This window comes from Streptomyces orinoci (assembly GCF_003121295.1).
GTDB lineage: Bacteria > Actinomycetota > Actinomycetes > Streptomycetales > Streptomycetaceae > Streptomyces > Streptomyces orinoci.
In genome coordinates this window covers 221,496-248,458 of the sequence record NZ_PHNC01000007.1, presented here as the reverse complement: position 1 = coordinate 248,458, position 26,963 = coordinate 221,496, and the positions used below count along the sequence as shown (strand labels likewise).

The window sequence follows — 26,963 nt, the reverse complement described above, 5'->3', positions numbered from 1 at the left end:
AGATGGCCCGTTCACACCCCGTGTGCGGACGGTTCCCTTACGCTGGGTACACCGAGCGCAACGGAGGGCGGCATGGAGCCCAATACCCTGCTCGACGCCATCCTGGACGAGGCGGGCATCTCACACGCCGGACTGGCCGCCCACGTCAACGCGGCCGGCCGCGCCCGGGGACTGGCGTTGCGCTATGAACACACCGCCGTGGCACGCTGGTTGAAGGGCCAGCGCCCGCGCGGCCAGGTACCCGACCTGATCTGCGAGGTCCTCGGCGAGCGCCTGCACCGCGCGCTCACCCTGGACGACATAGGGCTGGGCACCCCCGGCACCGCCCGCGCCCCCGGCACCCCGCTGTCCGGCTTTGTGGAACGGGCCACCGCGCTGTGGCGCTCGGACGAACAGCAGCGGGAACACATTGTCCGGGCCCCCGCCGTCACCGGCACCCATGCCGTGATGCCGGTCTGGGAGTGGGAGAACCCCCCGGAGGACGCCGATGTCTCCCGGCGCGGACCGACCAGGGTCTCCATGGACGACATCGAGATGCTGCGCGCCGCCCGTACCCACTACGAGCAGATGTACCGCAAGGCCGGCGGGATCGCCACCCGCGCCCGGGTGGTCGGCTTTCTCAACGCCGAGACCGCCCCGCTGCTGCGCGGCAGCTATTCCGACGCCACCGGCCGTCAACTGCACCGCGCCACCGGCGGTTTGGTGGCGGTCGCCGGGATCTGCGCCTATGACTCCGACGCCCATGGCCTGGCCCAGCGCTACTTCCACCAGGCGCTGCGGCTGGCCAAGGCCAGTGGCGACCGGGGACTTGGCGCCTATGTGATAGCGCTGCTGGTCAACCAGGCGCTGTTCATGGGGGAATACCGCCAGGCGGTGGCCTTCGCCGAGTCGGCGCTGCGCTCCGCCGGTGCCCACCTCACCCAGGCGCTGGCCGCCGACCTCTACGCCATGCAGGCCAAGGCCTACGCCCGGCTCGGCGACGGCGCCGGGGCGCTGGCCTGCATCCGCCGGGCCGAGACCGCCGCCGAGCGCATCCACCCCGGCCAGGAACCCGCCGAGACCGGCTATGTCCAGCCCGGTCTGGTCAATGTGCAGGTGGCGGAGGCGCTGCTCAGCCTCGGCGATCTCAGACCCGCCCGTGAGCATGCCGACCGGGCCGTGGACACCCCCGCCCACGACCGGGGACGGGTCCATCGGCTCGCCATGCTCACGCACATCGAGCTGCGTCAAGGAGACGCGGACAAGGCGGTGGCCACCGCTCAGCAGATGACCGAGCAGGCGAGGGGCATGGAATCGCAGCGGCTGCGCGACCGGCTCCGGGCGGTGCGCGAGCACCTGATCGAAAGCGGGTGCGCCGCCACCGCCGAGGCCGCCGAGATGATCGACGGGGCGCTGCGCGTGCCCCTGTGACAACCCTGGTGAGGACAGCGCCCGGGTAGGTGGCCACCTCGGCGGAAGGTGGCAATCAGGTGCGTTGGAAAAATCTCAAGGAGTCGACGGTCTACGAGAACCGCTGGTTCCAGGTCAATCTCGCGGACGTGGAACTCCCCGACGGCCGTCATCTGGACCACTTCCTGATCCGGCTGCGGCCGGTGGCCGTGGCCACCGTGGTCAACGCCGCCAATGAGGTTCTGCTGCTGTGGCGGCACCGGTTCATCACGGACGCCTGGGGCTGGGAACTGGCGGCGGGAGTGGTCGAGGACGGCGAGGACATCGCCGCCGCGGCGGCCCGCGAGATGGAGGAGGAGACCGGCTGGCGGCCGGGCCCGCTACGGCACTTGATGACGGTGGAGCCGTCCAACGGGCTCACCGACGCCCGGCACCACATCTACTGGACGGACCGGGCCGAGTACGTCGGCGACCCCGAGGACGGCTTTGAGTCGGACCGCCGCGAGTGGGTGCCGCTGAAGCTGGTGCCCGATCTGATCGCCCGCGGCGAGGTACCGGCCGCCAATATGGCGGCCGCGCTGTTGCTGCTGCACCATCTGCGGCTCGGCTGAACCGCCCCGGATCAAAGGGCCGTTGACCCGCCGGGCGGCGGTGTCACCGGCCCTCCCCGCTGAACTCCGCTGGGATCCGCGCTCACCGGCCCGTCGTCGCCTGCCATACGGCGAGCACCAGGGCGGCCAGTCCGGTGAGTGCGGCCACCGACGGCAGCGGCCACCGGCCGTGCTCCAAGGCCCTTAGCCGCTCGGTGACTTCACTGATCTCCCGCTCGGTCTGATCGCTGCGCTGGGTGAGCAGGGCGAGATCACCGTCGATGCGGACGACTCCCACATCGACCCTGCGCCTGAGCTCCGCGAGCTCACCCGCCTTGGCGGCGTGCTCGGGATGGATGGTCACGGTCCGTACTCCTTCCGGGAAGACCCCCGTGCGGTGGAAAGTGCGACGACCATGAGTCAACCGTGCGGCGGCCCTTGGGGGGAGCGTGTGCGGAGGGTGAGTACGGGTAGCGGGCGCACACCCCGTGTGAACACCCGTGTGTACGGGTGGAACCGGGTGCCCCGAAGCCCGGCCGGGCCGCCGGCGACAGCCGCCGGCCCGGCCGCCGGTCACGGTGCGCAACCGCCGGCCCGGTCACCTCCGCGCCGGTGGCGAGGGTGCCGGAACACCCGCTTACTCAGGCGGGCCGGCGATCAGCGCCGTGCCCACCCGGCGGAAGCCGAGCCTGGCGTACCCGCGGGCAATGTCGTCATCCGCCGCGGTCAGGAAGACCGTGGTCACGCCCCGCCTGGTGCGGGCGTCGTGAACCAGCTCCGCGGTGACCGCCGCCGCCAGCCCGCGGCGGCGGGCCGAGGGCAGGGTGCCCACGCCGACGATCTCGCTCACCGGCCCCACGGGCTGGTGCTGCCCGGAGCCCAGCACGGTGCCGTCCGTCACCGCGGCGGCCACCACGGTCAGCCCGGCCCGCATCCGGCCGGCCGTCCGCCGCACCCAGCCGGCCTCGGCCAGTTCCCGGGCCTGGGCGTCCAGTTGGGCGGGGCCGACCGGTCCGATGCCGGTGCCTGGAGTGCCGAAGGCCAGATGAGCGGCGGCCAGGGCCTGGGGGAGCAGGGGGTCCTCGGGGTCCAGGATGCGTACCCCCGCCTCGGTGCGGGCAGGGGGCGCGGGCTCGTCCAGCACCATCAACGGGTGCTGCTGCACGGCCAGTCCGGACCCTTCGACGGCCGAGCGCAGGGTGGGAGCGGTCTCGGCCACCCACTCAAAGCTCTCGGGCAGGCCCAGTTGGCGCTGACGGGCCCGGACGCGCTCCACATCCGCCGCTTCCACCGGGCCGGGACGGTCCAGTGCGGGACGGGCGTAGTAGGGGTGCCCGGCCCGGCCCTCGGCTATGAACAGGGTCAGCGGACCGAAGTCCTCGGCACGGGCCGCGGAGCGGGGTACGGCGTCGTAATACGCCTCAAGTCTTCGCAGGATGGCAGCTGTGGTCACCCCGGGCATCCAAGCGCCGACCCGGCCCGCGCGCCAGTGATTTGGCCCCCGGACGCCGATGCCGTCGTTGGCTTGGCGCGAAGTGTGCTCAACCAGGCGAAGCCCGGCGATGGAGTCGGCTGTCGTACGGCCCCGCGCGACAGCCGACCCGCCCTTCACTCGTAGGTGTAGAACCCCGCCCCCGACTTCCGCCCCAGGCGCCCCGCGTCCACCATGCGCTGGAGCAGCGGGGGAGCGGCGTACAGCGGCTCCTTGTACTCGGCGTACATGCTGTCCGCCACCGAGGCCACCGTGTCCAGGCCGATCAGATCGGAGAGCTTGAGCGGGCCCATGGGGTGGGCGCAGCCCAGTTCCATGCCGTTGTCGATGTCCTCACGGCTGGCGATGCCGGACTCGAACATCCGGATGGCGGAGAGGAGATAGGGGATCAGCAGCGCATTGACGATAAAGCCGGAGCGGTCCTGGGCGCGGATGGCGTGCTTGCCCAGTACCTGGCTCACCAGGGCGTCGGCGCGCTTGATGGTCTCCTCGCTGGTGGTGAGCGCCGGGATCAGCTCCACCAGCTGCTGCACCGGCGCCGGGTTGAAGAAGTGGATGCCGATCACCCGGTCCGGCCGCGAGGTGGCCACGGCCAGCTTGACCAGGGGGATGGAGGAGGTGTTGGAGGCCAGAATGGCGTCGGGGCGGGTGACCACCTGGTCGAGCACCTGGAAGATCTCCGTCTTGACCTGCTCGTTCTCCACCACGGCCTCGATGACCAGGTCGCGGTCGGCGAACTCGCCCAGATCGGTGGTGAAGCCGAGCCGGGCCAGGGTGGCGTCCCGCTCCTCCTCGGTGATCTTGCCGCGCTCGGCGGCCTTGCCGAGGGAGTTGGTCAGCCGGGTGCGGCCCAGCTCCAGGGCCTCGCCGGTGGTCTCGGCGACCTTGACGTCCAGGCCGGCCCTGGCGCACACCTCGGCGATGCCCGCGCCCATCTGGCCGCAGCCGACCACTCCTACGCGCTGGATGTCACTCACCGTGTCCCCCGTGGTTGTCCGACTGCGGGCCGGTGGCCGCGCGTGCGTCGCTCACAAACGTGCCTTTCGCAGAACTAGTCGACCGGCGGGGCCCTGGGGTCTCCATGGCTCCCGCCTCGCTGGAAACGGTACTCCGCGCCCTCGGGTCCCGGTGGGGCCGGGGAGGGCATGCTGTGCGGGAGCGATGTGACGCATCCGACAAGGAGTGAGCGGCATATGGGGCGTATGACGCGAAGAGTGTTCACCGCGGCCGCCGCGGGGGCGGTGACGGCGGCGGCCCTGGACACCACGGCCGCCCGGGCCGGGACCGAGAGCCGGCAGAAGCGGGAGTTCCGGGGCATGTGGGCGGCCACCGTGGCCAATATCGACTGGCCGTCCCGGCCGGGCCTGGCTCCGGACCGGCAACGGGCCGAACTGCTCGCCCTCTACCGGGCCGCGCTGGAGCGGCGGCTGAACGCCGTCCTGCTGCAGATCCGCCCCACCGCGGACGCCTTCTGGCCGTCGCGTCACGAGCCCTGGTCGGAGTATCTGACGGGCACTCAGGGGCGGGATCCGGGCTGGGACCCGCTGGCCTTCGCGGTGCGCGAGGCGCACCGGCGCGGACTTCAGCTGCACGGCTGGTTCAACCCCTATCGGGTGGCCAACCACACCGACCCCTCCCGGCTGGCCCCCGGCCACCCGGTCCGCAGACACCCCGGCTGGGCGGTGCCCTACGGCGGGAAGCTCTACTACAACCCCGGCCTGCCCGAGGTCCGGCACTTTGTCGAGGACGCCATGCTGGACGCGGTGCGGCGCTACGACCTGGACGGGGTGCACTTCGACGACTACTTCTACCCCTACCCGGTGGCCGGGCAGGAGTTCCCGGACGCGGACGCCTACCGCCGCCATGGCCAGGGGTTCCCCAGCCGGGCGGCGTGGCGGCGCGACAACATCGACCGGCTGGTGCGGGAGATGCACCGGCGCATCAAGGAGCACAAGCCCCAAGTCCGGTTCGGTGTCAGCCCCTTCGCGGTGTGGCGCAATCACGGCACCGATCCCCGGGGCTCCAACAACCGGGCCGGAGTGCAGACTTATGACGACCTCTACGCCGACACCCGGGGCTGGGTGCGCAAGGGGTGGATCGACTACATCGTCCCCCAGGTCTACTGGCACATCGGCAACCCGGCCGCCGACTACGCGGTGCTGGTGGCCTGGTGGGCACGGACGGTACGGGGCACCGGCGTCCGGCTCTACATCGGCGAGGCCCTCTACCGGCAGGGCGCCGCCGGGCAGCCCGCGCCCTGGCAGGACCCGGGCGAGCTCTCCCGGCACCTCACCCTGGACCGCCGGTATCCCGAGGTGGGAGGCAATGTCTATTTCTCGGCGACCCAGGTGGTCACCGACCCCATCGGGGCGATGGCGCGCGTGGTGCGGGACCACTACCCGCACCGCGCGCACCCGCCGCGCTGAGGGGCTACGCCCTGCGGGCGTCCTTACGGTGATCGACCACGCAGTCCGGGCCGGGCGACATGATCGACTCATGTCCGTCCTGGGAGCGCACCCGGTACGGCGGGGTACCGTCCTTGCCCAGGACCTCCACGACCTCCACCTCCCGGTCGTGCTGCCCGACCCTCCTGCCGTGCCTGACCAGCCGGTCACCCTTGTTCGCATGCATCGGCGGTGCCCTTTCTCCAGGAATCCGGATACCTGCTGTGCGGGATGTCTCCCAGTTTAGGGTGACCGGGCTCACACGGCTTGCAGTACCGAGCAGCCGGTGACCCGGCTCAGCAGCGCTGGGTCACCGCGATGCACACCAGCACCGCGACGGCCGCCAACGGCGCCGCGGGCGTCAGGCGCTCACCCAGCAGCGCCACCGACCAGACCAGGGTGAGCAGGGGCTGGGCCAGCTGCAGCTGGCTGGCCCGCCCCACCCCGATGGCGGCCATGCCCCGGTACCACAGCCACATCCCGGCGAACTGGGCCACCACGCCCAGCCACAGCAGACCGGCCAGGGCCTTGGCGCCCGGATGCACCGGTTCCGCGCCCAGCGCCCAGACCGCTCCGGCCACACCCGCGGGCAGGGAGAACACCAGGGCCCAGCCGATCACCTGCCAGCCGGGCAGCTCCCGGGCCAGCCGCCCGCCCTCGGCATAACCGGCCGCGCACACCAGCAGGGCGCCGAACAGATACAGATCGCCGGTCGTCGGCCGCCCGCCGCTCTGGCTCACCGCGAAGCCGATCACCACCGCGGCCCCGCCCACCGCCGCGGCCCAGAAGGCGGGGGAGTGCCGGGTGCCGGTGCGCAGCGCCGAGTAGACGGCGGTGGTCGCCGGCAGCAGGCCCACCACCACGGCGGCGTGCGAGGTGGAGGAGGTGCGCAGGGCCAGCGTGGTGAGCAGCGGGAAACCCACGATGCAGCCCAGGGCGACCATCACCAGCCCGCCCCACAGCCGCCGGGCGGGCAGCCGGGCCCGCCCGGCCAGCAGGCAGCCGCCCGCCACCAGCCCCGCCAGCACCATCCGGCAGGTGACCACCGACCAGGGACCCAGCCCGTCCAGGGCCCAGACCGTCGCCGGGAAGGTCATCGAGAACATCAGCACCGCGAGTCCGGCGAGCAGGGTCCCTCCGCTCACCGCTATCGGGCTGCCGGTAGTAGCGCTATCTTGTACTGTCATGCAAGAGCGTAACAGTGTGGCCGAGTTGGCCGGGGTGCTGCGAAATGAGCTGGACCGCTACTCGCCGGGTGAGAAGCTGCCGTCCAGCCGGGCCCTGGTGGAACGTTTCCGTGTCAGCCCGGTCACCGTCTCCCGCGCGGTGGCCGCGCTGGCCGCCGAGGGCCTGGTGGTCACCCGGCCCGGCGCCGGAGCCTTCCGGGCGCGGCCGCCCGCCGAGCGCCACCGCCCCGCGGACACCTCCTGGCAGCAGGTGGCGCTCAGCGCCGAGACCGGCGAGGAAGCGGTGCCGCGCTCGGTGGATGCCACCGGGGTGCTGGCCACCCTCACCGAGGCACCCCCCGGGGTGATCGACCTCAGCGGCGGCTATCTGCACCCCGCCCTGCAACCGGAACGGGCCCTGGCCGCCGCACTGGCCCGGGCCGGCCGCCGCCCCGGCGCCTGGGCCCGCCCTCCCCTGGAGGGCGTGGGCGAACTACGCGCCTGGTTCGCCCGCGAGATCGGCGGCCCGGCCGGCACCCTCACCCCCGCCGAGGTGCTGATCACCGCCGGCGGGCAGAGCGCCCTGACCACCGCCCTGCGCGCCCTGGCCCCGCCCGGCGCCCCGGTGCTGGTGGAATCACCCACCTACCCCGGCATGCTGGCCGCCGCCCGCGCCTCCGGACTGCGGCCGGTCCCGGTGCCGGTGGACACCGGCGGGGTACGCACCGAACTGCTCGCCGAGGCCTTCCGGGCCAGCGGGGCCCGGGTCTTCGTCTGCCAGCCGCTCTTCCAGAACCCCACCGGGATCGTCCTCGAGGACCGGCGGCGGCGTGAGGTGCTGGACATCGCCCGCCGGGCCGGGGCCTTTGTCATCGAGGACGACTTCGCCCGCCGCCTGGCCCACGAGGGCGGCCCCGCCCTGCCGCCTCCGCTGATCGCGGACGACGCCGACGGGGTGGTGGTGCATGTCTGCTCGCTCACCAAGATCACCTCGCCCAGTCTGCGGGTGGGGGCACTGGCCGCGCGGGGGCCGGTGCTGCAACGGCTTCGCGCCATCCAGGTGGTGGACAGCTTCTTCGTCCCCCGGCCACTGCAGGAGACCGCGCTGGAACTGGTCGGCTCGCCCGCCTGGGCCCGCCACCGGCGCATGGTGGCCGCCGAGTTGCGCACCCGGGCAGCGGCCCTGCTCACCGCGCTGCGCACCGAACTTCCCTCCTGTGAGGTCGAGTTCGTGCCGCCCGGCGGCTTCCACCTCTGGCTGCGGCTGCCTGGCGGCGCCGATGACGGCGCGGTGGCCGCCGCCGCGCTGCGCGCCGGTGTCGCCGTCCCGCCCGGCCGCCCGTACTACGCGGCGGAGCCGCCCGCGCCGCATCTGCGCCTGTGCTGGGCGGCGGTCTCGGGGACGGCCGAACTGGCCGAGGGGGTACGGAGGTTGCGGACGGCAGTGGAGAGCGCGGGCGGTTAGGGCCGCCGGTTTTGGGGGCTCCCGGTTTCGGGGTCGCCCAGGTGGGGGCTGGGGCTGCTCTCGGGTGGGGGGCCGTCTCCGCTCGGCCGGTCGTGCGGTTCCCCGCGCCCCGACCGGCGCCCCATGGGGGCGCGGGGAACGGCGCGAGCAACCAGGGACGGCCCACACCAGCCAAGGCGCCCGGGACATTCCCGCACCTGCCAACGGGGCGGAACATTCCCTCACCGGCCGGCCCGGAAATCCTCCGTACCAGCCAAGGCCACCCAACGCCCCCCAACCACCCCCACCCTCGCCGCAACCCGCCCTGGCCGGCGGCCACCTCCGCCGCCAGCTCGCCCAGCAGGGGTGGCGCGCGATCCGGCGCCCCGTGCACCCGGGCCGGGTCACCCCTCGTCGGGGAGCAGCCCGCTCTGCCATGCCCAGGACGCTATGCCCACCCGGTTGCGCACCTTCAACTTGGCCTGGATGTTGGACACATGGGTCTTGGCCGTACCCGGCGAGATAAAAAGCTCCGCCCCGATCTCGCCATTGGTACAGCCCCGGGCGACCAGCCGGACGATCTCCCGCTCGCGTTCGGTGAGCGGATCGGGCGCCCGCACCCGAGCGGGCGGCGGTGCCGACAGCCGGCGCAGCAGCCGCACCGTGATCTGGGGACTGATCAGCGCGTCCCCGGCCATCGCCGCCCGGACGCCCTCGATCAGCAGGGCGGGCCCGGAACGTTTCAGCAGGAATCCGCAGGCGCCATGGGCCAGTGCGGTGTGCACATACTCGTCCAGGTCGAAGGTGGTGACCACCACCACCCGGACCGGATGCTCCGATTCCGGTCCGGCCAGCAGACGGGTCAGCTCCAGTCCGTCCAGCCGGGGCATCCGGATGTCGGCCAGCACCACATCCGGCCGTAGCTCATGGGCCAGTCGGAGGGCCTGGGCGCCGTCCGCGGCCTCGCCCACCACCGTCATATCGGGCTGTGAGTCCAGCACCAGGCGGAAGCCGCTGCGCACATCGTCCTGGTCGTCGGCCAGCAGGATCCGGGTCGGGCCCCCGCTCATGACGCCCGCCCGGCGGGCACCGGCGCCAGCGGGAGGACGGCGGCCACCCGCCAACCGCCCTGGTACGCCCCGAAGTCCAGGGTACCGCCGGTGGCCTGGACCCGCTCCCGCATGCCCGCCAGGCCCTGGCCGCCCGGCCCGTACCGCTCCAAGCGCAGCCCCGTTCCGCCCGCCGGGGACGGTCCATTGACCACCCGTACCTCAACGGCCCCGTCCCCGGCGGGAGTACGGGCCTCGGTGAGGCTCACCGCGACGAAGGGGGCGCCCGGTGCGTGCCGGCGCACATTGGTCAGCGCCTCGACCACCATGCGGTAGGCCGTGGAACCGGTGTCATGGGACAGCCGGGACGCCAGGGCGGCATCCATGCGCAGCCGCGCTTCCGGGCCGCCGTCGGCGGTGAAACGTTCCACCAGGGATAGGAGTTGGGACACGCCCGGCAGCGGCTCCACGCCCTCCGCCTCCCTGCCGTCGTCCGGTTCGCCGAGCATCCGTACCATCCGGTCCATCGCGGCCAGCGCGTTGAGCCCGGCCCGCTCGATGCGCTCCAGGGCGGGCCCCGCCTGGCCCGGGTCGGAAGCGGCCACAAAGCGGGCGGCCTGGGCCTGGGCCACGATCCCGCTGATGTCATGGGCCACGAAGTCATGGAGATCGCGCGCCAGCCGGAGCCGCTGTTCGCGGCGGGAATCGGCCACCAGCCGCTCCCTGCGGTGCTCCATCAGCCGGGGATAGCCGCCGACGACCGCCGCACCCAGCACCGGCAGCGTCCAGAACGCGGCCGCGCCTGCCAGGGACAGGACGGAGGGGTCCGGAAGCAGCGGCAGCGACCAGGCCGCGACCGCCAAGGCCGTGACCGCGCCCGCCGTCACCGCCTCATGGCGCGGCGACCAGCGCACCACGGGAACCAGCAGCACCAGCAGCAGGGCCACCGCCAGGAGTTGGGGCCAGGACCCCGCGCCGGAGTCCGGCGGCTCCTTGAACACCGTACCGGCCAGGGACAGCGCGGCCGCCAGGAGCAGCGGGCGGCCGAGCCTGCCACGTGAGCGTGGCCAGCACAGCGGCGCCCAGAGCAGCAGTGCGCCGGTGGCGGCGGCCGCCGCCACCCCGTACCAGGCGGCCATGGCCCCGGTCACCGCCAGGCCGGCCGTGACAGCCCCCAGGAGTACGGCCAGTACCAGGTCCGCGCGTCTCAAGTCCGGTGAGTTTCCCACACCTTTGATCCTACGGAGCGCGCCTGATGGGAGCGGTCGGCGGCGGCTGTTTCTGCCGATCGGCAGAGATGCCATGGCCCGGGGCCGCGAAGTCCGCCGGTCGGCAGATGGCCGGGGGCGGGGGACCCGAAGGAGATTGGTGACCAACGCGATCGCTTGCCTCGGTCGCCTGCCGAATCGCTTTTTCCGGCCAAGGAGTTCACCATGCAGCGCAACGTTTCTTCTGCCGCCCGGCGACGGGTCGTGGCCACGGCCGTGGCCGCCATGAGCGCGCTGGCCGCCCTCACGGGGGTGTCCAGCGCTTCGTCCGCTTCCGCCGCTTCTCCCGCTTCCTCCGGTTCGGCCCCGGCCGCGGCTGCCAAGGCACCGGCCCGGGTCACCGGCCAGGCCCGCATCTTCTATACGTACTCCGCGAAGGACGACATCCGCTTCAGCGTGGACGCCCAGGCCGCGCCCTTCACCCGCCCCGTGGGCGCCCTGAAACACGGGATGCCCACCGACGCACGGGGCAAGGTCACCATCTATCACTACGCACCGGCCAAGAAGGAGGCCCGGCGGTCCGAGGCGGCCGTGGACTGCCTGATCACCGCCGGGGACACGGCCACCTTCACCGCCGTGGTCACCAAGTCCCAGGACCCGGCGGACATCGGCAAGCGCCTGGGCTTCAGCGTCCGCCAAGGCGGCCCCGGCAAGGGCCGGTTCGGATTCCACTGGGGCGTAAGCAATGTTGACAGCGCCAAGGGCAAGGTGATCGCCCCGCGCATCGGCACCTGTATGGCCCCGGCGCCGTTCGCCCCGGTGACCAAGGGCGGTTTCACCGTCCGGCACGCGGACCTGCCGCCGCTGCCGCCCGGGTGGGGTGAGGACGGGCGCTGACGGCCGTACGGGCGCACCGGGTTGGCTGCCCGCCGGCCTGCCCGGGTGCACCGGAGCGGGAGCGCCCTGTTCGGGGGCGGGGGACTGAGCGGCCGGCCGCGGACGGCACGCGCCCGAGCCCTTTCACGCCAAACGCGACCGCATCTGGTTATGGGGGTGGCCCCGGGCGCCGTCGAACTCCTCGCCGGACGCCGCCGTTTGGCCTTGTGCCGCGTCATGGCCGGACGCGGTCCCATCGCCGGCGGGGCCGCCCATCCAGCGGCCCCGCACCGCCGGTTATGTGTCACGCGCGGGTTGTCTTTGGCCGGCTGGTCGCGCCCCCATGGCGGGAGCCGCACAGCGAATGGCCGCTCCCACGCCCCTGAACGGGGCGCCCGGCGGGGTCGGAATGTGCCGGCGGGCGAGCCTTAACGGAGGCGGCGGATCCGGAGGATGCCGTCCTCGCGGGTGCCCAACTGTCCCTCGGGACCCGTGGATTCGCGGACCAGCACCTCGTCGCGTTCCACCCGCCACCCGCCGGGCTCAAGGCGCAGTGAGTCCAGCACCTCGGCGTTGGACGGCAGCTCGATGCCCTCCGGCGGCTCGTGGTTCCAGGACGGCCAGCCGGCGTGCCCGCTGATCAGCAGTACCCCGCCCGGTGCCACCGCCTGGGCCGCCCGCCGCAGGATCGATTCGCGCCGGCCGTCGTGGTCGTCGGGGGAGTGCAGGAACTGGGCCGAAACCAGGTCGAATTCACCGGAGGGGAAGGACTCGGACAGATCATGGCGCTGCCAGTCGATCAGTTCCGCGACCCCCGCGTCGGCGGCGCGCTCCGCCGCCCGGCCCAGTGCGGTGCCGGAGACGTCCACGGCGGTGACCCGCCAGCCCTGCCGGGCCAGCCAGATCGCGTCGGAACCCTCGGCGCAGCCGAGGTCCAGGGCGGTACCGGGAGTCAGGGAACCGGCCTCCGCCACCAGCAGGGCGTTGAGCTTGCCGACCGGGCTGTGGGGGCGGTCCGGGTCGCGGTAGAAGTCCTCCCAGAACCGCTGGGTCGGGGGCATCGCATCAGTCATGGTGGCGCGCTCCTTTATGGACTGGTCGCATGGATTGGTCGCATGGACCGGTTGCTTGGAGAGCACCGTGCGCGCCGGCCTCCGCAATCGGCAAGGAGTGTTGCCGGTTCGGCAACTCCGTCCCGGTTACGGTTCGTTCCCCGGTCCCGGTGCGTTCGTCAGCGCCGGCGGGCGGCCGCCTCGCCGCGTTGCGCCAAGGCGGCGATCAGTGAGGAGAGCCGGGGCCATAGTTCACGGGGGAGGCTGTGGCCCAAGCCGTCGATGACCACCAGTTCCGCCCCGGGGATCGCGGCGGCCGTGGCCCGTCCGCCGCTGACGTCGCAGACGCGGTCGTCGGCACCATGGATGACCAGGGCGGGCACGTCCAGTGCCCGCAGCCGCGCCGTACGGTCCCCGGAGGCCACGGCGGCGACCGACTGCCGCAGCATGCCCTTGAGGTCGTACCCCCGGTCATAGACCCGTCCGGCGCGCTCCGCCAGCGCGGCCTCGTCCGGCGGGAAGCCGGGGGAACCGGTCACCCGGAAGGCCCGGACCTGCCAGTCGATATAGCCCTGGCGGTCCGCGGGCGGTGCTCCCAGCCCCGCCAGCGCCGCGAAGTCGGGGCGGCCCACGCCGAGATCCCCGGTGCTGGCCATCATCGAGGTCAGCGACCGGACCCGGTCCGGGTGCTCCAGGGCGATCGTCTGGGCGATCATTCCGCCCAGCGAAGCACCGACCAGATGGGCGCTGTCCAGCCCGAGGACGTCCAGCAGACCGACGGTGTCCGCGGCCATATCCGAAAGCGTGTAGGGCGCCGATGAGAAGTCACCGGCCAGGGCCGCCGGAAGGTCCGGTTCCGGGGTGTCGGGGAAGTGCGAGGACCGACCGCTGTCGCGGTTGTCGAAACGGATCACTTGCAGTCGGTGCCCGGCCAGTTGGGCGCAGAAGCCCTCGGGCCAATTGATCATCGGGGCTCCGCCACCCATGATCAGGAGCACCGGTGGTGCGGCGGGGTCGCCGAAGCGTTCATAGGCCATCTCGATGCCGGACGGGCCGACATTCAGCGCCTTTTCCTCGCTCACCGTTGTCCCACCATCCCCCCACGGCGCGGCGCGGATCCCGTCTTGGGGGCGCCCCTCGGCCCGGTCCGTGCGGCCACCACTAGGGTTTCCCCCGCCCGTCCACCGGAACGCCCGGCACCGTAGGGGGATTTGTCCGGGAGGTGTTCCGTTCCCGCGATGCGGCGGCCCCGGCAATGGCCCTCGGTACCGAGGGGCCGGAGGCGTAATCGTGGCGGGCCGCCGTGGAGTTGGCGGCGTCCCTGTCCGGCGTGACCGGGTCGGTTTTGGTGCCGTCACGCACCGCGTGGGCGATGGTGGAGCCGGTTGCGGGCGGGTGCGGGACGCCGGGTTTCTGCCGTGTTGGACAGCGGTCGGCCGATGGTCGTGGCGGCGCCGGACGGGCCGTCCGGTGGCGAACCGTTTTTCCGGATGCCGCCCGGTGGACGGGCCGGGAGGCGCCGCTCGCCTGCCGGAACGGACGGGACCGGGCTCGGCCTGGCCGGCCCGGCAACCGGTGTTGGCGCTACGTCGGTTGAACCCCGGCGTTTCGGACTGGGGGCAGGCCACAGGAGCCCGTCCGCTTTTCGGCTTTCGACGGCACCGGCCGCGCCCCCGGATGGATGCCCCGGCGGCAACCGCCGGTTACCAAAGGCCAATTACCAGGGAAGCGGACCTTCCGCGTCGAAATACCCGCCCGTGGGGCCGTCGGATCCCACCTGTGCCATACGCACAATGATCTCCGCACCCTGCTCAACCGTCTGCGTGCCCATGTGATGGTTGAGGTCCGTGGCCGTATAGCCGGGCTGCACCGCGTTGATCCGCATGCCGGGGAAAGCCTTGGCGTACTGCAAGGTGACCATGTTGACCGCGGCCTTCGAGGCCGGATAGGCGAATCCGGGAAAGGCGAAGGCGGATGTGCCCGGCTCACTGGCGTGAGTCAGCGAGGCCAGCCCGCTGCTGACATTGACCACCACCGGCGCGGCCGACCGTTGCAGCAGCGGCAGGAAGGCATGGGTCACCCGCACCAGGCCGAAGACATTGGTCTCAAACACCCGCCGCATCACATCGGCGGTCACCTCGGCGGCGCCGATCGCTTCGCCGTCCGGCCGCCATTCTTCGATACCGGCGTTGTTGACCAGCACATCCAGCCCGCCCCCGGCCTCGACGGTCTTCACCGCGGCGGCCACGGAGGCGTCGTCGGTGACATCGAGCGTGACCATCCGCGCCCCCAGCCGCTCGGCGGCCCGGCGGCCCCGTTCGGCGTCTCGGCTGCCGATGTACACGGTGTGGCCCGCGGCGACGAGACGACGGGCGGTCTCAAAGCCCAGACCCTTGTTGGCTCCGGTAATCAGTGTTGTGGTCATGGCTTGAGGTTCCATCCGAGTGCCGCGGTCGGCCAGTAGTCCCGTCTTCCTAGGACTGCTGGTACCAGGCACACCGGCCGAGGGACGGTGCACACTGTTGGGCATGGGGACGGGGGAGTTCGGCAGGGCGGTGCGCCGCTGGCGGGACCGGACCACGCCCGAGGCGGCCGGTTTGCCCGCCGGGCGGCACCGGCGCGCGGTCGGACTGCGCCGTGAGGAGCTCGCCTCGCTGGCCGGGATCTCCGTTGACTATGTCACCCGCCTTGAACAGGGCCGTGCCGCCAACCCCTCCGCACAGGTCATCGAGGCCCTGGCCAGAGCCCTGCGGCTGTCGCAGAGCGAGCGTGCCCACCTCTTCCGGCTGGCCGGACGGGTGCCGTCGGGCCCGGAGACGGTTCCCGCGTACATCACCCCCGGCGTCCAACGGATGCTGGACAGGCTGACCGGCACACCGGTGGCGGTTTTCGACGCCGCCTGGACCCTGCTCACCGTCAACCCGCCGTATGCCGCACTGAAGGGCGACCCCTCGGGCCGGCAGGGCAATCAACGCAACGGTGTATGGCGGCACTTCCTCGGTCCGCCCAGCCGGATCCGGCACACCCCCGAGTCGCTTGCCGCGTTCGAGAACGTCCTGGTCTCCGATCTGCGGACGGCGGTGGAGCGGTATCCGGCCGACCGGCGCCTGGGGCGGCTGGTGGCCGAACTGCGCGCCAACAGCGAACGATTCGTCCGGCTCTGGGATTCCGGAGCGCTTGGCCACCATGAGGTCACCCGGAAGACCTTTGACCATCCGCAGGTCGGTCCGCTGACCCTGGACTGCGATGTGCTGACCGTGGTGGGCAGTGATCTGCGCATCATGATCTACACGGCCGAACCCGGCACCGAGGACGCGGAGCGGCTCGCCCTCCTCACGGTACTGGGCACCCAGACGCTCATTGGATAGCCGTCCCCGTCGGCGGGCATTGGGGCCCGGCTGCTTTGCGACGGACTCAATTCCGCCTTCGTCCGCATGGGTTGGTCCTCGTGAGGCGCTGCACCGCAAGGTGGCGCACCCGCGCTCGGGTACGCGTGGGCGGAGCGGACCGGGGCGGCGTCACCGCTGTCCAGGCCCGCCCCTAACCGCTGCCGTCCGGCAGAGCCGTCGGCGCGGCAGGTGCCGGGTCCGTCCGGAACCCCGCTGCTGCCAGAATCGAGGCATGGATGAACCGGACATGGATCGCGGTTACTTGCTGGACAACCGGCAATCGGAAGCGGGGGTTCGATTCGACGCCCTGCGCGAGCTGTTCGATCCGGTGACCTTCCGGCATATCGACCAACTCGGCATCACCGCCGGGATGCGGTGCTGGGAGGTGGGCGCCGGTGGCCCGTCCGTACCCCTTGGGCTGGCCGAGCGTGTCGGCCCGACGGGAACGGTGATCGCCACCGACATCGATGTGTCCTGGACCCGGGACATCGCCCGTGCCGGGATCGAAGTCCTGCGCCACGATGTGGCCGCCGACCAACCGCCGGGCGAGGGGTTCGACCTGGTCCATGCACGGCTGGTTCTGGTGCATGTCGCCGACCGGGCCGAGGCGCTGCGCCGGATGGTCCGGGCGCTGCGGCCCGGCGGTTGGCTGCTCCTGGAGGACGCCGACCCGGGGTTGCAGCCGCTGCTGTGTCCGGACGAGTCGGGTCCGGAACAGCGGCTCGCCAACCGGCTTCGATCCGGCTTCCGCACTTTGATGGCGACCCGGGGGGTGGACCTCGCCTATGGCCGGACCCTGCCCAAACTGCTGCGTGCGGCCGGTCTGGCGGATGTGCGGGCCGATGCGTACTTCCCGATCACCTCGCCGGCCTGTGCCGTCCTGGAGGCCGCGACCGTACGGCAGATCCGCCACCGTCTGGTGGCGGCGGGGCTCGCCACGGACGAGGAGATCGACCGTCACCTGGCGAATGTCGCCACCGGTCAGCTCGACCTGGCCACCGCCCCGATGATCTCCGCCTGGGGGCGCCGTCCGTAGCCCTTTCCTGGGTGGGCGCCCGCCGTCAGTGACGCGCCACCGGCCCCAGGCGATCGCCGCCGGTCCGGGGGGTGGTGCGGGGCTCGCCAAACCGAAGTGCTTGTCTCCCGGAGCCGCTGAGGTGCGGAAACGTCTCGCCTCGTTGTTTACCGACACTTGCCCCGCGCGGGCGGTCAGCGCACCGTGAGCAGCACCTGGTCGAGGGGCGGCAGGTGAGCCGGCATCTCATCGGTGACCCAGGCGTACTCCAGGGCCGCCAGGGTGGCGCCCCTGTCGGTCCAGACCAGCAGTTCACCGACGTACTCGCCGGACTGATCGTGGACGTGGGCAGCGACGGGCACCAGCGCGGAGGGCATGGCCGCGTGCCGCACCGGTTCCCGGACTCGCAGATCGACGCTGACGGACCCCGGTGCCCAGAGGGCCACGACCTCCGTCCGGTCCAGCTGACCGCGCAGCGCGGAGGCGCCGGCGAAGTCGGCCGAGAGGATGTGCTCCAGCACGGTCCGCTCGGAGACGCTCAACGGACGGGGCTGTATGGGCAGGCAGGGCATGCACCGATCTTCCCCGAAGCAACTGCCCGCGCGGTGGCGGCTGGACCGCGGCCGGTGGCAAGCGGGCCGGTCGCATCTGCTGTGACGAAGATCGATAGATGGTCTCGCAACGCTCGGTAGCCGGTGGTCAGCAGTTTGCGCAGAAGGCCGGCTCGCCCACTGATCTGCTCTGCGGCTGGGGTCCGGCGAAACGGCACGGGGCAGGGTCGAGTCCTGACTACGGTCCGGCGGTGCCGGTGGGGTTTCCGGAGGGGCAGGTGACGGCCCAGGCCGCCTCGATCATCTGAAAGATCTCGCCCACCGCGGCCTCCGGATCGGCTGCGTCACGGGCCAGCGAATAGGCGTCGATCACGAACCTCGCGATCGCCCGGCAGGCCGTTGGGGTCCCTGGCAGGCCGGGATCGGCGGCGATGGCCGTTGCCAGCGACTCCGCGTGGCGCAGCCGCATCGATTCTTCGTACTCCCGCAGGGCGGGTGATGCGTCGATCATGTGCCAGATCGGGGCGGCGCTGTCCGCCGTGCAGTGTCGCACCAAGGCCTGGATCTCGCGGCGTAGCGCGGGGATGAGCGGCTCATGCGGCGCCCGCTCGGTGACCGCCCGCGTGAGGCGCTGCTCGAAGTCTTCGTCCTGTTCGAAGACCAGGGCCTCCTTCGAGGCGAAGTGGGAGAAGAGCGTGGTGACGGCCACGTCGGCCTCGGCGGCCACGTCACGGATGCCCACCGCGTCGTACCCGTGCTCCAGGAAGAGCCGCAGGGCGGCGTCAGCAATCTTCTGGCGGGTGGCGGCCTTCTTGCGCTCACGGCGTCCGGTCGGCTCGGTCATGCCCCGACGCTATCAGCGCGCAAATCGCTAACGGATTCAAAACCCTAACGGTTAGTGTTATGTTCGGTGCATGAAGAAGGTGAGCTTCGCCGAGTTCGGCGGTCCGGACGTTCTGCACCTCATGGATGCCGAGGAGCCCCATGCGGGCCCCGGCCGGATACGCATCGCCGTACGGGCGGCGGGCGTGAACCCCGTGGACTGGAGACTCCGTGAAGGCCAGGTCCTGGGGGCCCATCCGATCGAACTGCCTTCAGGAGTAGGGCTGGACGCCGCCGGCGTGGTGGACGAGATCGGCGAGGGCGTCGAAGGGGTAGCGGTCGGCGACCATGTGTTCGGCGAAGGCATGAGCACATATGCCGAGTTCGCCGTGCTGTCGGCCTGGGCCCTGATGCCCGAGGGCCTGACCTTCGAAGAGGCGGCCGGCTACCCCTCCGTGGTGGAGACCGCGCTGCGCATCATCCGTGAGGTCGGTGTGCGGCCCGGGCAGACGCTGCTGGTCAGCGGTGCCTCCGGGGGAGTCGGATCGGCAGTGCTGCAGATCGCCCGCGACCGCGGCATCACGACGATCGGGACCGCCGGGGCGGCGAACCAGGACTATCTGCGCAGCCTGGGCGCCCTTGCCACGACATACGGCGAGGGCTGGGTCGAGCGGGTGCGGCAGCTCGGCCATGTTGACACCGCCCTCGACCTGGCCGGCTCGGGCGTCATCCGCGAGCTCGTCGAACTGACCGGGGACCCGCGGAAGGTGGTCTCCATCGCCGATCTCGGTGCGCCGGAGCTCGGTGTCCGATTCTCCGGCGTGGCCGGGAGCGTGCCGGAAGCGCTCGCCGAAGCCGTCGGCCTCATCTCGCGGGGAAAGCTCCACATCCCGGTCGAGAAGTCGTACACGCTCGCCGAGGCAGCGGCGGCGCACATCGACAGCCAGGCCGGTCACACGCGCGGGCGGCGGGTCCTGGTTATCTGAAAAACCAGCTGTGGGTCGTTCTCGGCAGAAATTGAGGACGACGCCGGCCAGGATCCCGCGATCGGAAGGCGGTGGGCCAAAGTCGCAGCGGGGCCAACAGTCGATCGGAAGGGCCGGCTATCGGGCGACGTCACAATCCGCCGCTGTTCCGGCGACATCCAGGCATTGCATAAAGCTTCTGGGCTCCGTATAGTCATGCCATCGGCCAGGGAGGCATCGATGGCAATACACGCTGCAGTCGCCGGAGCGAGCGGATATGCGGGCGGGGAAGTGCTCCGTCTGCTGCTCGGCCACCCCGAGATCCGGATCGGTGCGCTGACCGGGAATTCCAGCGCCGGCCGGCCGCTGGGCGAGGTGCAGCCGCATCTGCCGGCGCTGGCCGGGCGGGAGCTGGTGGCCACCACGGCCGAGGCGCTGGCCGGGCATGACGTGGTGTTCCTGGCGCTGCCGCACGGCCGGTCCGCGGCGCTGGCCGCAAAGCTGGGGGAGCGGACGCTGGTGGTGGACTGCGGGGCCGACTTCCGGCTGCGGGATGCCGCCGCCTGGGAGCGGTTCTACGGCTCGCCGCACGCCGGCACCTGGCCGTATGGACTGCCCGAACTGCCCGGCGCACGCGAGCAGTTGCGCGGCGCCGGGAGGATCGCGGTGCCGGGCTGCTACCCGACCGCCGCCTCGCTGGCGCTCTACCCCGCGTACGCGGCCGGGCTTGCCGAACCGGAGGCGGTCATCGTGGCCGCGTCCGGCACCTCCGGAGCGGGCAAGGCCGCCAAACCGCATCTGCTGGGCAGCGAGGTCATGGGCTCGATGAGCCCGTACGGCGTCGGCGGAGTGCACCGCCACACCCCGGAGATGGCACAGAACCTGTCCGCCGTCGCGGGGGAGCCGGTCACCGTCTCCTTCACCCCCACCCTGGCCCCGATGCCCCGCGGCATCCTGGCCACCTGCAGCGCCAAGGCCCGGCCCGGGGTCACGGCCGCCGGGCTGCGGTCCGCCTATGAGAAGGCCTACCGCGACGAGCCCTTCACCGTTCTGCTGCCCGAGGGCCGCTGGCCCGCCACCGCCTCGGTGTACGGGTCCAACACCGCGCTGGTACAGGTCGTCCTGGACGAGGCGGCGCACCGCATCGTGGCGGTCTGCGCCATCGACAACCTGGCCAAGGGCACGGCCGGCGGCGCCGTACAGAGCATGAACATCGCCCTCGGCCTCCCGGAGACCCTGGGGCTGCCCACCGCCGGGATCGCGCCATGAGCCCGTACCGGGCACCCGCCGCACAGCTGCGCCGGGCGCTGGCCGCCCTGCTGGCCCGGGCGCTGCCCTGCGGCCGGGCGCCGGAGAGCGCCATATCCATGATCGACAGCCGCCCCACCGGCGGGACGGACAAGGAGAGGACACCGTGAGCGTTACCGCGGCAAAGGGATTCACCGCGGCGGGCATCGCCGCCGGGATCAAGGAGAGCGGCAGCCCCGACCTGGCCCTGGTGGTCAACCAGGGCCCCCGGCTGGCCGCGGCCGGTGTCTTCACCGCCAACCGGGTCAAGGCGGCGCCGGTGCTGTGGTCCCAACAGGTCCTCAAGGGCGGGCAGGTGGCCGCGGTGGTCCTCAACTCCGGTGGCGCCAACGCCTGTACCGGACCGCAGGGCTTCCAGGACACCCATGCCACCGCGGAGAAGGCGGCCCAGGTGCTGGGCGTCAGCGCCGCCGAGGTGGCCGTCGCCTCCACCGGACTGATCGGCGTCCGGCTGCCGATGGACCGGCTGCTGCCAGGCATCGAGAAGGCCGCCGCCCAACTCTCCGCGCACGGCGGGGAGAAGGCCGCCATCGCCATCAAGACCACCGACACGGTGCACAAGACCGCCGTCGCCCAGGGCGAGGGCTTCACCGTCGGAGGCATGGCCAAGGGTGCCGGAATGCTTGCCCCCGGCCTGGCCACCATGCTGGTGGTGCTCACCACCGACGCCGATGTGGACGCCGGCACCCTGGACGGGGCGCTGCGCGCCGCCACCCGTACCACCTTCGACCGGGTGGATTCCGACGGCTGTATGTCCACCAATGACACCGTGCTGCTGTTGGCCTCCGGCGCCTCCGGAGTCACACCCGCCCCGGATGCCTTCGCCGAGGCGGTGCGTACGGTCTGCGCCGACCTGGCCCGCCAGCTGATCGGCGACGCGGAGGGCGCCAGCAAGGACATCCGGATCGAGGTGACGGGCGCGGCCACCGAGGACGACGCGGTGGAGGTCGGCCGCTCCATCGCCCGTAACAATCTGCTCAAATGCGCCATTCACGGTGAGGACCCCAACTGGGGCCGGGTGCTCTCCGCCATCGGCACCACCTCGGCCGCCTTTGAACCGGACAAGCTCAATGTGGCCATCAACGGCGTCTGGGTCTGCAAGAACGGCTCGGTCGGCGAGGACCGCGACCTGGTCGATATGCGCTACCGGGAGGTCACGATCACCGCTGACCTCGCGGCGGGCAACGAGTCCGCGGTGATCTGGGCGAACGACCTCACGGCCGACTATGTCCACGAGAACAGCGCGTATTCGTCTTGAGGTGCCCGCCTCCGGATGCCCGCCTCCTGAGGTGCCCGCCCGGACCTGTCCGGGACGCGTCCCGCACCGCCTCCACAGGCCAGCACCGCCTGCCCGGCGGCTGACCCGAGACTCTCCCGAAAGTCGGTCATGACGGTCAAGAACTCACAGACGGTCAAACAGTCACCGGGGTGCACCCCCGCCCGTAAGCACACCGCCCTGCCCAAGGCCCGCACCCTGGTGGAGGCCCTGCCCTGGCTCACCCGCCACCACGGCAAGACCGTGGTGATCAAGTTCGGCGGCAACGCCATGGTGGACGAGGAGCTCAAGGCGGCCTTCGCCCAGGACGTGGTCTTCCTGCGGCACGCCGGACTGCACCCGGTGGTGGTGCACGGCGGCGGGCCGCAGATCAACACCCAACTGGACCGGCTGGGGCTGGAATCCGAGTTCAAGGCCGGGCTGCGGGTCACCTCGCCCGAGGCCATGGACGTGGTGCGGATGGTGCTGGCCGGGCAGGTGCAGCGGGAACTGGTCGGCCTGCTCAACCGGCACGGCCCGCTGGCCGTCGGCCTGACCGGCGAGGACGCTCACACCATGACGGCCGTCAAGCACTACGCCATGATCGCCGGCGAGCGGGTGGACATCGGACGGGTCGGCGAGATCACCGCGATCGACACCGGCGCCATCCGGGCACTGCTGGACGACGGCCGCATCCCGGTGATCTCCTCCATCGCCCGCAGCGCCGACGACGGGCATGTCTACAACGTCAACGCCGACACCGCCGCGGCCGCCCTGGCCGCCGCACTGGGCGCCGAGACGCTGATGGTGCTCACCGATGTGGAGGGCCTCTACGCGGACTGGCCGCACAGCGACGAGGTCATCAGCCGGCTCACCGCGAGCGAACTGGAGGCGCTGCTGCCGGAGTTGGCCAGCGGCATGGTGCCCAAGATGGAGGGCTGCCTGTACGCGGTGCGCAATGGCGTCGCCACCGCCCGGGTGATCGACGGGCGGGTACAGCACTCCATCCTGCTGGAGATCTTCACGGACGAAGGGATCGGGACCATGGTCGTCCCGGACGAGGGGGAGCGGTGACCAACGAGGACCTCACCCGGCGCTGGCGGGGTGCCCTGATGGACAACTACGGCACCCCGCGCATCCCGCTGGTGCGCGGCGAGGGCAGCACCGTCTGGGACGCGGACGGCCGGGCCTATCTCGACCTGGTCGGCGGCATCGCGGTCAATGCGCTGGGCCACGCCCACCCCGCCGTGGTCCGGGCGGTCGGCGACCAGATCGCCACCCTCGGCCATGTCTCCAACCTCTTCACCGCCGAACCCACCGTGACCCTCGCCGAGCGGTTGCTGGCACTGGCCGGCCGCCCCGGCCGCGTCTACTTCGGCAACTCCGGCGCGGAAGCCGTGGAGGCCGCGCTCAAGATCGGGCGGCGTACCGGCCGTACCCATATGGTCTCGGCCGCCGGCGGATTCCACGGCCGCACCATGGGCGCCCTGGCCCTCACCGGACAACCGGCCAAACAGCAGCCCTTCCTGCCCCTGCCCGGCGACGTCAGCCATGTCCCCTACGGCGACACCGAGGCGCTGCGCCGGACGGTCACCACCGACACCGCGCTGCTCATCCTGGAACCGGTGCAGGGCGAGAACGGCGTGGTGGTGCCCCCGCCCGGCTATCTTGCCGCCGCCCGCGAGATCACCCGGGCCACCGGCACCCTGCTGGTCATGGACGAGATCCAGACAGGTATCGGACGCACCGGGCACTGGTTCGAGCACCAGGCGCAGGGCGTCGAACCGGATGTGGTCACCCTCGCCAAGGGGCTGGGCGGCGGACTGCCCATCGGCGCCACCCTGGCCTTCGGCGACGCCGCCGACCTGCTGACTCCCGGTCAGCACGGCTCCACCTTCGGCGGCAACCCGGTCGCCTGCGCCGCCGCGCTGGCCGTTCTGGACACCCTGGCCGCCGATGGGCTGCTCGCTCATGTCCGGCGGATCGGCGCCCTGCTGAGTGACGGGATCGCGGCGCTGGGTCACCCGCTGGTGGACCAGGTCCGTGGCGCGGGTCTGCTGCTGGGTATTGTCCTTGCCGAGCCCCTCGCACCCACGGTGCAGCAGGCAGCACAGGAAGCCGGTCTCCTGGTGAACGCGGTCGCACCCGATGTGGTGCGGCTGGCCCCTCCGCTGATCATCACGGAAGATGAGGCGGTGACGTTCCTTCAGGCGCTCCCCGGTGTCCTTGACGCCGCCGCGGCCGGGGCAGGGGCGCACCCGGCCGAAGCGGCCGACGGGGTACGACGATGATCCGGAGACTGAGGAGACGATGACCGAGGCGCAGGAGACCGAGCCGCTGCACGGCGGGCAGGCCGTGCCGCAGACCCGCACCGCACGCCACCGACGGATCGTGGACATCCTCGGCCGGCACGCCGTCCGGTCGCAGAGCCAGCTGGCCCGGCTGCTCGCCGACGACGGCCTTTCGGTCACCCAGGCCACGCTCTCCCGCGACCTCGACGAACTGGGCGCCGTGAAGATCCGCAACACCGGGGGCGAGCTGATCTACGCGGTGCCCTCCGAGGGCGGCGACCGCACCCCGCGGGCCCCGCTCGGCGAGTCGGCGACCGAGGCCCGGATGGGCCGGCTCGCCGCCGAACTGCTGATCTCCGCCGAGGCCTCGGCCAACCTGGTGGTGCTGCGCACCCCGCCGGGCGCCGCCCAGTTCTTCGCCTCGGCCATCGACCAGGCCGGGGTGCACGAGATCATCGGCACCATCGCCGGGGACGACACGGTGCTGCTCATCAGCCGCGACCCCGCCGGCGGCCAGGCCCTGGCGGACCATCTGCTGCGGCTGGCCCAGAAAGAGCGCTGACCGGCGCCCCGCGTCCCGCCGGGGCGCGGGGCTGCATGGTGCCCGCGCCCGAGGCGAGGACATACCCGCCGCTCACTCCGGACGCGCATTGACGCCGCGCATGATGCGGCTCCGCCGCGTGGCGTGACCGGCCACCCACAAAACACACCGGATCCCGCCGCTTTCCCGCCAAGCTGCGCGGGACCGTATCACCGCACCCCCGGCGGTCTTCCGGGCCGGACGGCCGCCCCCTATGCTCCTGCGCCGAACATGACAAGTTACCGGCGGTAGGGGGCTGGGTCATGACAGGGCGTACGGCGCACAGCACACGCAGGGCCTTCCTCGGCGGCGCCACCGCCGCGGCCGCCACGGCCGCACTGGGCGCCACCGCGACCCGGGCCGCGGCCGAACCCCGGCACAGACGCGGCAGACCGGCCGGCGGACGGAGCGTCGCCGTGCTCGGCGGCGGCGTGGCCGGCCTGACGGCCGCTCATGAACTCGCCGAACGCGGCTTCGAGGTCACCGTCCATGAGCGCAAATCCGCCCTGGGCGGCAAGGCGCGCAGCATGGACGTGCCGGACAGCGCCCGCGGCGGCCGTAAACCGCTCCCCGGCGAGCATGGCTTCCGCTTCATCCCCGGCATCTACCAGAACCTGCCGGACACCCTGCGCCGCATCCCCTTCCCCGGCAACCCGGGCGGCTGCCACGACAATCTGGTGCCCTCCACCGAAGTGCTGATCGCCCGAATCGGCCGCGAGGACATCCGCGTCCCCTTCGGCATCGTCGGCACCCCGCCGCCCGTTCTCACCCCCGACGCCTTTCTGCGTGCCGTACGCGGACTGCTGGACAACTTCGCCGGCCTCCCCGCCCATGAGATCGCCTACTTCGCCGGGCGGCTGCTGGTCTGGTTCACCAGCTGCGACCGGCGGCGGACCGAGCAGTGGGAGCGGGTGCCCTGGTTCGATTTCACCCGGGCCGGCCGGATGTCACCGGACTACCGGCGGCTGCTCGCCATCGGCATCACCCGCAACATCATCGCCACCAAGGCCGAGGTGGCCAGCACCAAGACGGTCGGCACCTGTGCCGAGGCCTTCCTGTTCAACCTGCTGGGCCGGGGCGCCGACGGGCAGCCCGACCGGGTGCTCAACGCCCCCACCAACGAAGCCTGGATCGACCCCTGGGTGAGCCATCTGCGCTCCCTGGGTGTGCGGTTCCAGCTGGGGCACGAGGTGCGCGACCTCACTCTGGACGGCGGCCGGATCACCGAAGCGGTGATCCAGGACGCCGGCGGCGCCCGGCACTCGGTGACCGCCGACTACTTTGTCTCCGCCATGCCGGTGGAACACGCCCGTACCACCTGGAACGAACAGGTCCGCGCAGCCGATCCGCAACTGGCCCGCTGCGACCGGCTGCAGACGGACTGGATGACCGGCGTGCAGTTCTACCTCACCCAGCCCACGCCCATCGTGCACGGGCATGTCAACCACATCGACTCGCCCTGGTCCCTCACCGCCGTGAGCCAGGCGCAGTTCTGGGCCGGGCGCGACTTCCGGGCCGACTACGGCGACGGCACGGTCGCGGACTGCCTCTCGGTGGACGTATCGGAGTGGAACAAGCCCGGCATCCTCTACGGCAGGACGGCCAAGCAGTGCACCCGCGAGGAGGTCATCCGGGAGGTCTGGGCGCAGATGAAGGCCGGACTCAATGACACCGGCCGCACCGTGCTCAGCGACTCCGCCCTGCACTCCTGGTTCCTGGACCCCGCCGTGGAACTCGGCGGCCCCCGTCCGGCCAACGACGAACAGCTGCTGATCCACCCCACCGGCACCTGGTACGACCGTCCCCCGGCCCGCACCGCGATCCCCAACCTCTTCCTGGCCGGGGACTATGTGGCCACTGACATCGATCTGGCCACCATGGAGGGCGCCAACGCCGCGGCACGCAGCGCGGTCAACGCCCTGCTGGACGAGTCCGGCTCGGACGCCGAGCGCTGCACCGTCACCCCGCTCTACCGCGCTCCGGAACTCGAAGGACTCAAGCGTCAGGACGAGATCCGCTTCTCGCTGGGGCTGGGCAACGCCTTCGACCTGGGCTGAGACCCCCGACGCCGATACGC

At 72.0% G+C, this 26,963-nt stretch carries 27 protein-coding genes; 15 read left to right on the top strand and 12 right to left on the bottom strand.

Features of this window, described 5'->3' with window-relative positions:
• Window positions 1–72: 72 nt before the first annotated feature.
• Window positions 73–1,410: a tetratricopeptide repeat protein gene (locus tag CV755_RS05075; protein ID WP_109278920.1), complete on the top strand. Its 1,338-nt coding sequence runs from the start codon at window positions 73–75 to the stop codon at window positions 1,408–1,410.
• Between the two features lie 59 nt (window positions 1,411–1,469).
• Window positions 1,470–2,000, top strand: coding sequence for an NUDIX domain-containing protein (locus CV755_RS05070; RefSeq protein ID WP_109279024.1), 531 nt, complete (start codon window positions 1,470–1,472; stop codon window positions 1,998–2,000).
• A gap of 82 nt (window positions 2,001–2,082) precedes the next feature.
• On the opposite strand, the gene CV755_RS05065 is transcribed toward CV755_RS05070, so the two are convergent.
• The 3 genes from CV755_RS05065 to CV755_RS05055 all read right to left on the bottom strand — a co-directional run bounded on the left by CV755_RS05065 (window position 2,083) and on the right by CV755_RS05055 (window position 4,448).
• Entirely contained in the window at window positions 2,083–2,343 is a 261-nt protein-coding gene (locus tag CV755_RS05065) for a hypothetical protein (RefSeq protein WP_109278919.1), read from the bottom strand.
• Window positions 2,344–2,616: 273 nt separating this feature from the next.
• The gene (locus CV755_RS05060) at window positions 2,617–3,432 is read right to left on the bottom strand and encodes a GNAT family N-acetyltransferase (protein WP_422070504.1); all 816 of its coding nucleotides are present in this window, start codon (window positions 3,430–3,432) and stop codon (window positions 2,617–2,619) included.
• A gap of 155 nt (window positions 3,433–3,587) precedes the next feature.
• On the bottom strand, window positions 3,588–4,448 hold the full coding sequence (locus tag CV755_RS05055) for a 3-hydroxybutyryl-CoA dehydrogenase (protein ID WP_109278917.1): 861 nt from the start codon (window positions 4,446–4,448) through the stop codon (window positions 3,588–3,590).
• 216 nt (window positions 4,449–4,664) lie between these two features.
• On the opposite strand from CV755_RS05055, the gene CV755_RS05050 reads away from it, so the two are divergent.
• On the top strand, window positions 4,665–5,897 hold the full coding sequence (locus CV755_RS05050) for a glycoside hydrolase family 10-like protein (protein ID WP_109278916.1): 1,233 nt from the start codon (window positions 4,665–4,667) through the stop codon (window positions 5,895–5,897).
• A gap of 4 nt (window positions 5,898–5,901) precedes the next feature.
• Here the strand turns inward: CV755_RS05050 and CV755_RS05045 are convergent, their stop codons facing one another.
• Together CV755_RS05045 and CV755_RS05040 are read right to left on the bottom strand one after the other, a co-directional pair.
• Window positions 5,902–6,102: a DUF1918 domain-containing protein gene (locus CV755_RS05045; RefSeq protein WP_109278915.1), complete on the bottom strand. Its 201-nt coding sequence runs from the start codon at window positions 6,100–6,102 to the stop codon at window positions 5,902–5,904.
• A 109-nt stretch (window positions 6,103–6,211) separates the two neighbouring features.
• Window positions 6,212–7,102, bottom strand: a complete 891-nt coding sequence (locus CV755_RS05040; RefSeq protein ID WP_109278914.1) for a DMT family transporter — start codon at window positions 7,100–7,102, stop codon at window positions 6,212–6,214.
• On the opposite strand from CV755_RS05040, the gene CV755_RS05035 reads away from it, so the two are divergent.
• Entirely contained in the window at window positions 7,101–8,546 is a 1,446-nt protein-coding gene (locus tag CV755_RS05035; RefSeq protein ID WP_109278913.1) for an aminotransferase-like domain-containing protein, read from the top strand. The genes CV755_RS05040 and CV755_RS05035 overlap by 2 nt on opposite strands.
• 383 nt (window positions 8,547–8,929) lie before the next feature.
• Here CV755_RS05035 and CV755_RS05030 read toward each other — a convergent pair whose 3' ends face one another.
• Window positions 8,930–9,595, bottom strand: coding sequence for a response regulator (locus CV755_RS05030; protein ID WP_109278912.1), 666 nt, complete (start codon window positions 9,593–9,595; stop codon window positions 8,930–8,932).
• Window positions 9,592–10,803 (bottom strand): sensor histidine kinase, encoded by a 1,212-nt coding sequence (locus CV755_RS36625; protein ID WP_277751780.1) that lies wholly within the window; start codon window positions 10,801–10,803, stop codon window positions 9,592–9,594. The genes CV755_RS05030 and CV755_RS36625 overlap by 4 nt, the downstream gene beginning before the upstream one ends.
• A gap of 204 nt (window positions 10,804–11,007) precedes the next feature.
• On the opposite strand from CV755_RS36625, the gene CV755_RS05020 reads away from it, so the two are divergent.
• The gene (locus tag CV755_RS05020; RefSeq protein WP_241560977.1) at window positions 11,008–11,679 is read left to right on the top strand and encodes a hypothetical protein; all 672 of its coding nucleotides are present in this window, start codon (window positions 11,008–11,010) and stop codon (window positions 11,677–11,679) included.
• A 407-nt stretch (window positions 11,680–12,086) separates the two neighbouring features.
• Here CV755_RS05020 and CV755_RS05015 read toward each other — a convergent pair whose 3' ends face one another.
• From CV755_RS05015 to CV755_RS05005, 3 genes are all read right to left on the bottom strand, one after another.
• Window positions 12,087–12,731: an SAM-dependent methyltransferase gene (locus tag CV755_RS05015; RefSeq protein WP_206608385.1), complete on the bottom strand. Its 645-nt coding sequence runs from the start codon at window positions 12,729–12,731 to the stop codon at window positions 12,087–12,089.
• A 158-nt stretch (window positions 12,732–12,889) separates the two neighbouring features.
• Entirely contained in the window at window positions 12,890–13,792 is a 903-nt protein-coding gene (locus CV755_RS05010) for an alpha/beta fold hydrolase (RefSeq protein WP_109278910.1), read from the bottom strand.
• Window positions 13,793–14,427: 635 nt separating this feature from the next.
• Window positions 14,428–15,135, bottom strand: coding sequence for an SDR family NAD(P)-dependent oxidoreductase (locus CV755_RS05005; RefSeq protein ID WP_109278909.1), 708 nt, complete (start codon window positions 15,133–15,135; stop codon window positions 14,428–14,430).
• 103 nt (window positions 15,136–15,238) lie between these two features.
• On the opposite strand from CV755_RS05005, the gene CV755_RS05000 reads away from it, so the two are divergent.
• Together CV755_RS05000 and CV755_RS04995 are read left to right on the top strand one after the other, a co-directional pair.
• Complete coding sequence (locus CV755_RS05000; RefSeq protein WP_109278908.1) at window positions 15,239–16,078, top strand: helix-turn-helix transcriptional regulator; 840 nt, start codon at window positions 15,239–15,241, stop codon at window positions 16,076–16,078.
• Window positions 16,079–16,331: 253 nt separating this feature from the next.
• A complete protein-coding gene (locus tag CV755_RS04995) occupies window positions 16,332–17,135 on the top strand; it encodes a methyltransferase domain-containing protein (RefSeq protein ID WP_109278907.1) in 804 nt (267 codons plus the stop codon).
• Window positions 17,136–17,308: 173 nt separating this feature from the next.
• Here CV755_RS04995 and CV755_RS04990 read toward each other — a convergent pair whose 3' ends face one another.
• Both CV755_RS04990 and CV755_RS04985 read right to left on the bottom strand, forming a co-directional pair.
• Window positions 17,309–17,686 (bottom strand): hypothetical protein, encoded by a 378-nt coding sequence (locus CV755_RS04990; RefSeq protein ID WP_109278906.1) that lies wholly within the window; start codon window positions 17,684–17,686, stop codon window positions 17,309–17,311.
• A gap of 217 nt (window positions 17,687–17,903) precedes the next feature.
• A complete protein-coding gene (locus CV755_RS04985; protein ID WP_109278905.1) occupies window positions 17,904–18,509 on the bottom strand; it encodes a TetR/AcrR family transcriptional regulator in 606 nt (201 codons plus the stop codon).
• A gap of 70 nt (window positions 18,510–18,579) precedes the next feature.
• Here CV755_RS04985 and CV755_RS04980 point away from each other — a divergent pair, with 70 nt between their 5' ends.
• From CV755_RS04980 to CV755_RS04950, 8 genes are all read left to right on the top strand, one after another.
• On the top strand, window positions 18,580–19,473 hold the full coding sequence (locus CV755_RS04980; protein ID WP_109278904.1) for an NADP-dependent oxidoreductase: 894 nt from the start codon (window positions 18,580–18,582) through the stop codon (window positions 19,471–19,473).
• Window positions 19,474–19,692: 219 nt separating this feature from the next.
• Entirely contained in the window at window positions 19,693–20,721 is a 1,029-nt protein-coding gene (gene argC, locus CV755_RS04975; protein WP_109278903.1) for an N-acetyl-gamma-glutamyl-phosphate reductase, read from the top strand.
• Window positions 20,718–20,870 carry a hypothetical protein gene (locus CV755_RS34505; protein WP_161968588.1) on the top strand — a complete coding sequence of 51 codons (153 nt, stop codon included), beginning with the start codon at window positions 20,718–20,720 and terminating at the stop codon, window positions 20,868–20,870. Before argC ends, CV755_RS34505 begins: the two co-directional genes overlap by 4 nt.
• On the top strand, window positions 20,867–22,018 hold the full coding sequence (gene argJ / locus CV755_RS04970) for a bifunctional glutamate N-acetyltransferase/amino-acid acetyltransferase ArgJ (protein ID WP_109278902.1): 1,152 nt from the start codon (window positions 20,867–20,869) through the stop codon (window positions 22,016–22,018). The genes CV755_RS34505 and argJ overlap by 4 nt, the downstream gene beginning before the upstream one ends.
• A gap of 129 nt (window positions 22,019–22,147) precedes the next feature.
• On the top strand, window positions 22,148–23,089 hold the full coding sequence (gene argB / locus CV755_RS04965; protein ID WP_109278901.1) for an acetylglutamate kinase: 942 nt from the start codon (window positions 22,148–22,150) through the stop codon (window positions 23,087–23,089).
• On the top strand, window positions 23,086–24,306 hold the full coding sequence (locus CV755_RS04960; RefSeq protein ID WP_109278900.1) for an acetylornithine transaminase: 1,221 nt from the start codon (window positions 23,086–23,088) through the stop codon (window positions 24,304–24,306). The genes argB and CV755_RS04960 overlap by 4 nt, the downstream gene beginning before the upstream one ends.
• A 19-nt stretch (window positions 24,307–24,325) precedes the next feature.
• Window positions 24,326–24,868 (top strand): arginine repressor, encoded by a 543-nt coding sequence (locus CV755_RS04955; RefSeq protein WP_109278899.1) that lies wholly within the window; start codon window positions 24,326–24,328, stop codon window positions 24,866–24,868.
• A 281-nt stretch (window positions 24,869–25,149) separates the two neighbouring features.
• Entirely contained in the window at window positions 25,150–26,943 is a 1,794-nt protein-coding gene (locus CV755_RS04950; RefSeq protein WP_109278898.1) for a hydroxysqualene dehydroxylase, read from the top strand.
• Window positions 26,944–26,963: the final 20 nt, after the last annotated feature.

Excerpts from the sequence above, each read along its gene's own strand:
- CV755_RS05030 (WP_109278912.1), bottom strand. The coding sequence starts at position 9,595 with ATGAGCGGGGGCCCGACCCGGATCCTGCTGGCCGACGACCAGGACGAT.
- argC (WP_109278903.1), top strand. The coding sequence starts at position 19,693 with ATGGCAATACACGCTGCAGTCGCCGGAGCGAGCGGATATGCGGGCGGG.
- CV755_RS05015 (WP_206608385.1), bottom strand. The coding sequence starts at position 12,731 with ATGACTGATGCGATGCCCCCGACCCAGCGGTTCTGGGAGGACTTCTAC.
- CV755_RS05050 (WP_109278916.1), top strand. The coding sequence starts at position 4,665 with ATGGGGCGTATGACGCGAAGAGTGTTCACCGCGGCCGCCGCGGGGGCG.
- CV755_RS04985 (WP_109278905.1), bottom strand. The coding sequence starts at position 18,509 with ATGACCGAGCCGACCGGACGCCGTGAGCGCAAGAAGGCCGCCACCCGC.
- CV755_RS34505 (WP_161968588.1), top strand. The coding sequence starts at position 20,718 with ATGAGCCCGTACCGGGCACCCGCCGCACAGCTGCGCCGGGCGCTGGCC.
- CV755_RS04955 (WP_109278899.1), top strand. The coding sequence starts at position 24,326 with ATGACCGAGGCGCAGGAGACCGAGCCGCTGCACGGCGGGCAGGCCGTG.
- CV755_RS05000 (WP_109278908.1), top strand. The coding sequence starts at position 15,239 with ATGGGGACGGGGGAGTTCGGCAGGGCGGTGCGCCGCTGGCGGGACCGG.
- CV755_RS05075 (WP_109278920.1), top strand. The coding sequence starts at position 73 with ATGGAGCCCAATACCCTGCTCGACGCCATCCTGGACGAGGCGGGCATC.
- CV755_RS04950 (WP_109278898.1), top strand. The coding sequence starts at position 25,150 with ATGACAGGGCGTACGGCGCACAGCACACGCAGGGCCTTCCTCGGCGGC.
- CV755_RS04995 (WP_109278907.1), top strand. The coding sequence starts at position 16,332 with ATGGATGAACCGGACATGGATCGCGGTTACTTGCTGGACAACCGGCAA.
- CV755_RS05045 (WP_109278915.1), bottom strand. The coding sequence starts at position 6,102 with ATGCATGCGAACAAGGGTGACCGGCTGGTCAGGCACGGCAGGAGGGTC.
- CV755_RS04980 (WP_109278904.1), top strand. The coding sequence starts at position 18,580 with ATGAAGAAGGTGAGCTTCGCCGAGTTCGGCGGTCCGGACGTTCTGCAC.
- CV755_RS05005 (WP_109278909.1), bottom strand. The coding sequence starts at position 15,135 with ATGACCACAACACTGATTACCGGAGCCAACAAGGGTCTGGGCTTTGAG.
- CV755_RS05040 (WP_109278914.1), bottom strand. The coding sequence starts at position 7,102 with ATGACAGTACAAGATAGCGCTACTACCGGCAGCCCGATAGCGGTGAGC.
- CV755_RS04990 (WP_109278906.1), bottom strand. The coding sequence starts at position 17,686 with ATGCCCTGCCTGCCCATACAGCCCCGTCCGTTGAGCGTCTCCGAGCGG.
- CV755_RS05020 (WP_241560977.1), top strand. The coding sequence starts at position 11,008 with ATGCAGCGCAACGTTTCTTCTGCCGCCCGGCGACGGGTCGTGGCCACG.
- argB (WP_109278901.1), top strand. The coding sequence starts at position 22,148 with ATGACGGTCAAGAACTCACAGACGGTCAAACAGTCACCGGGGTGCACC.
- CV755_RS05035 (WP_109278913.1), top strand. The coding sequence starts at position 7,101 with ATGCAAGAGCGTAACAGTGTGGCCGAGTTGGCCGGGGTGCTGCGAAAT.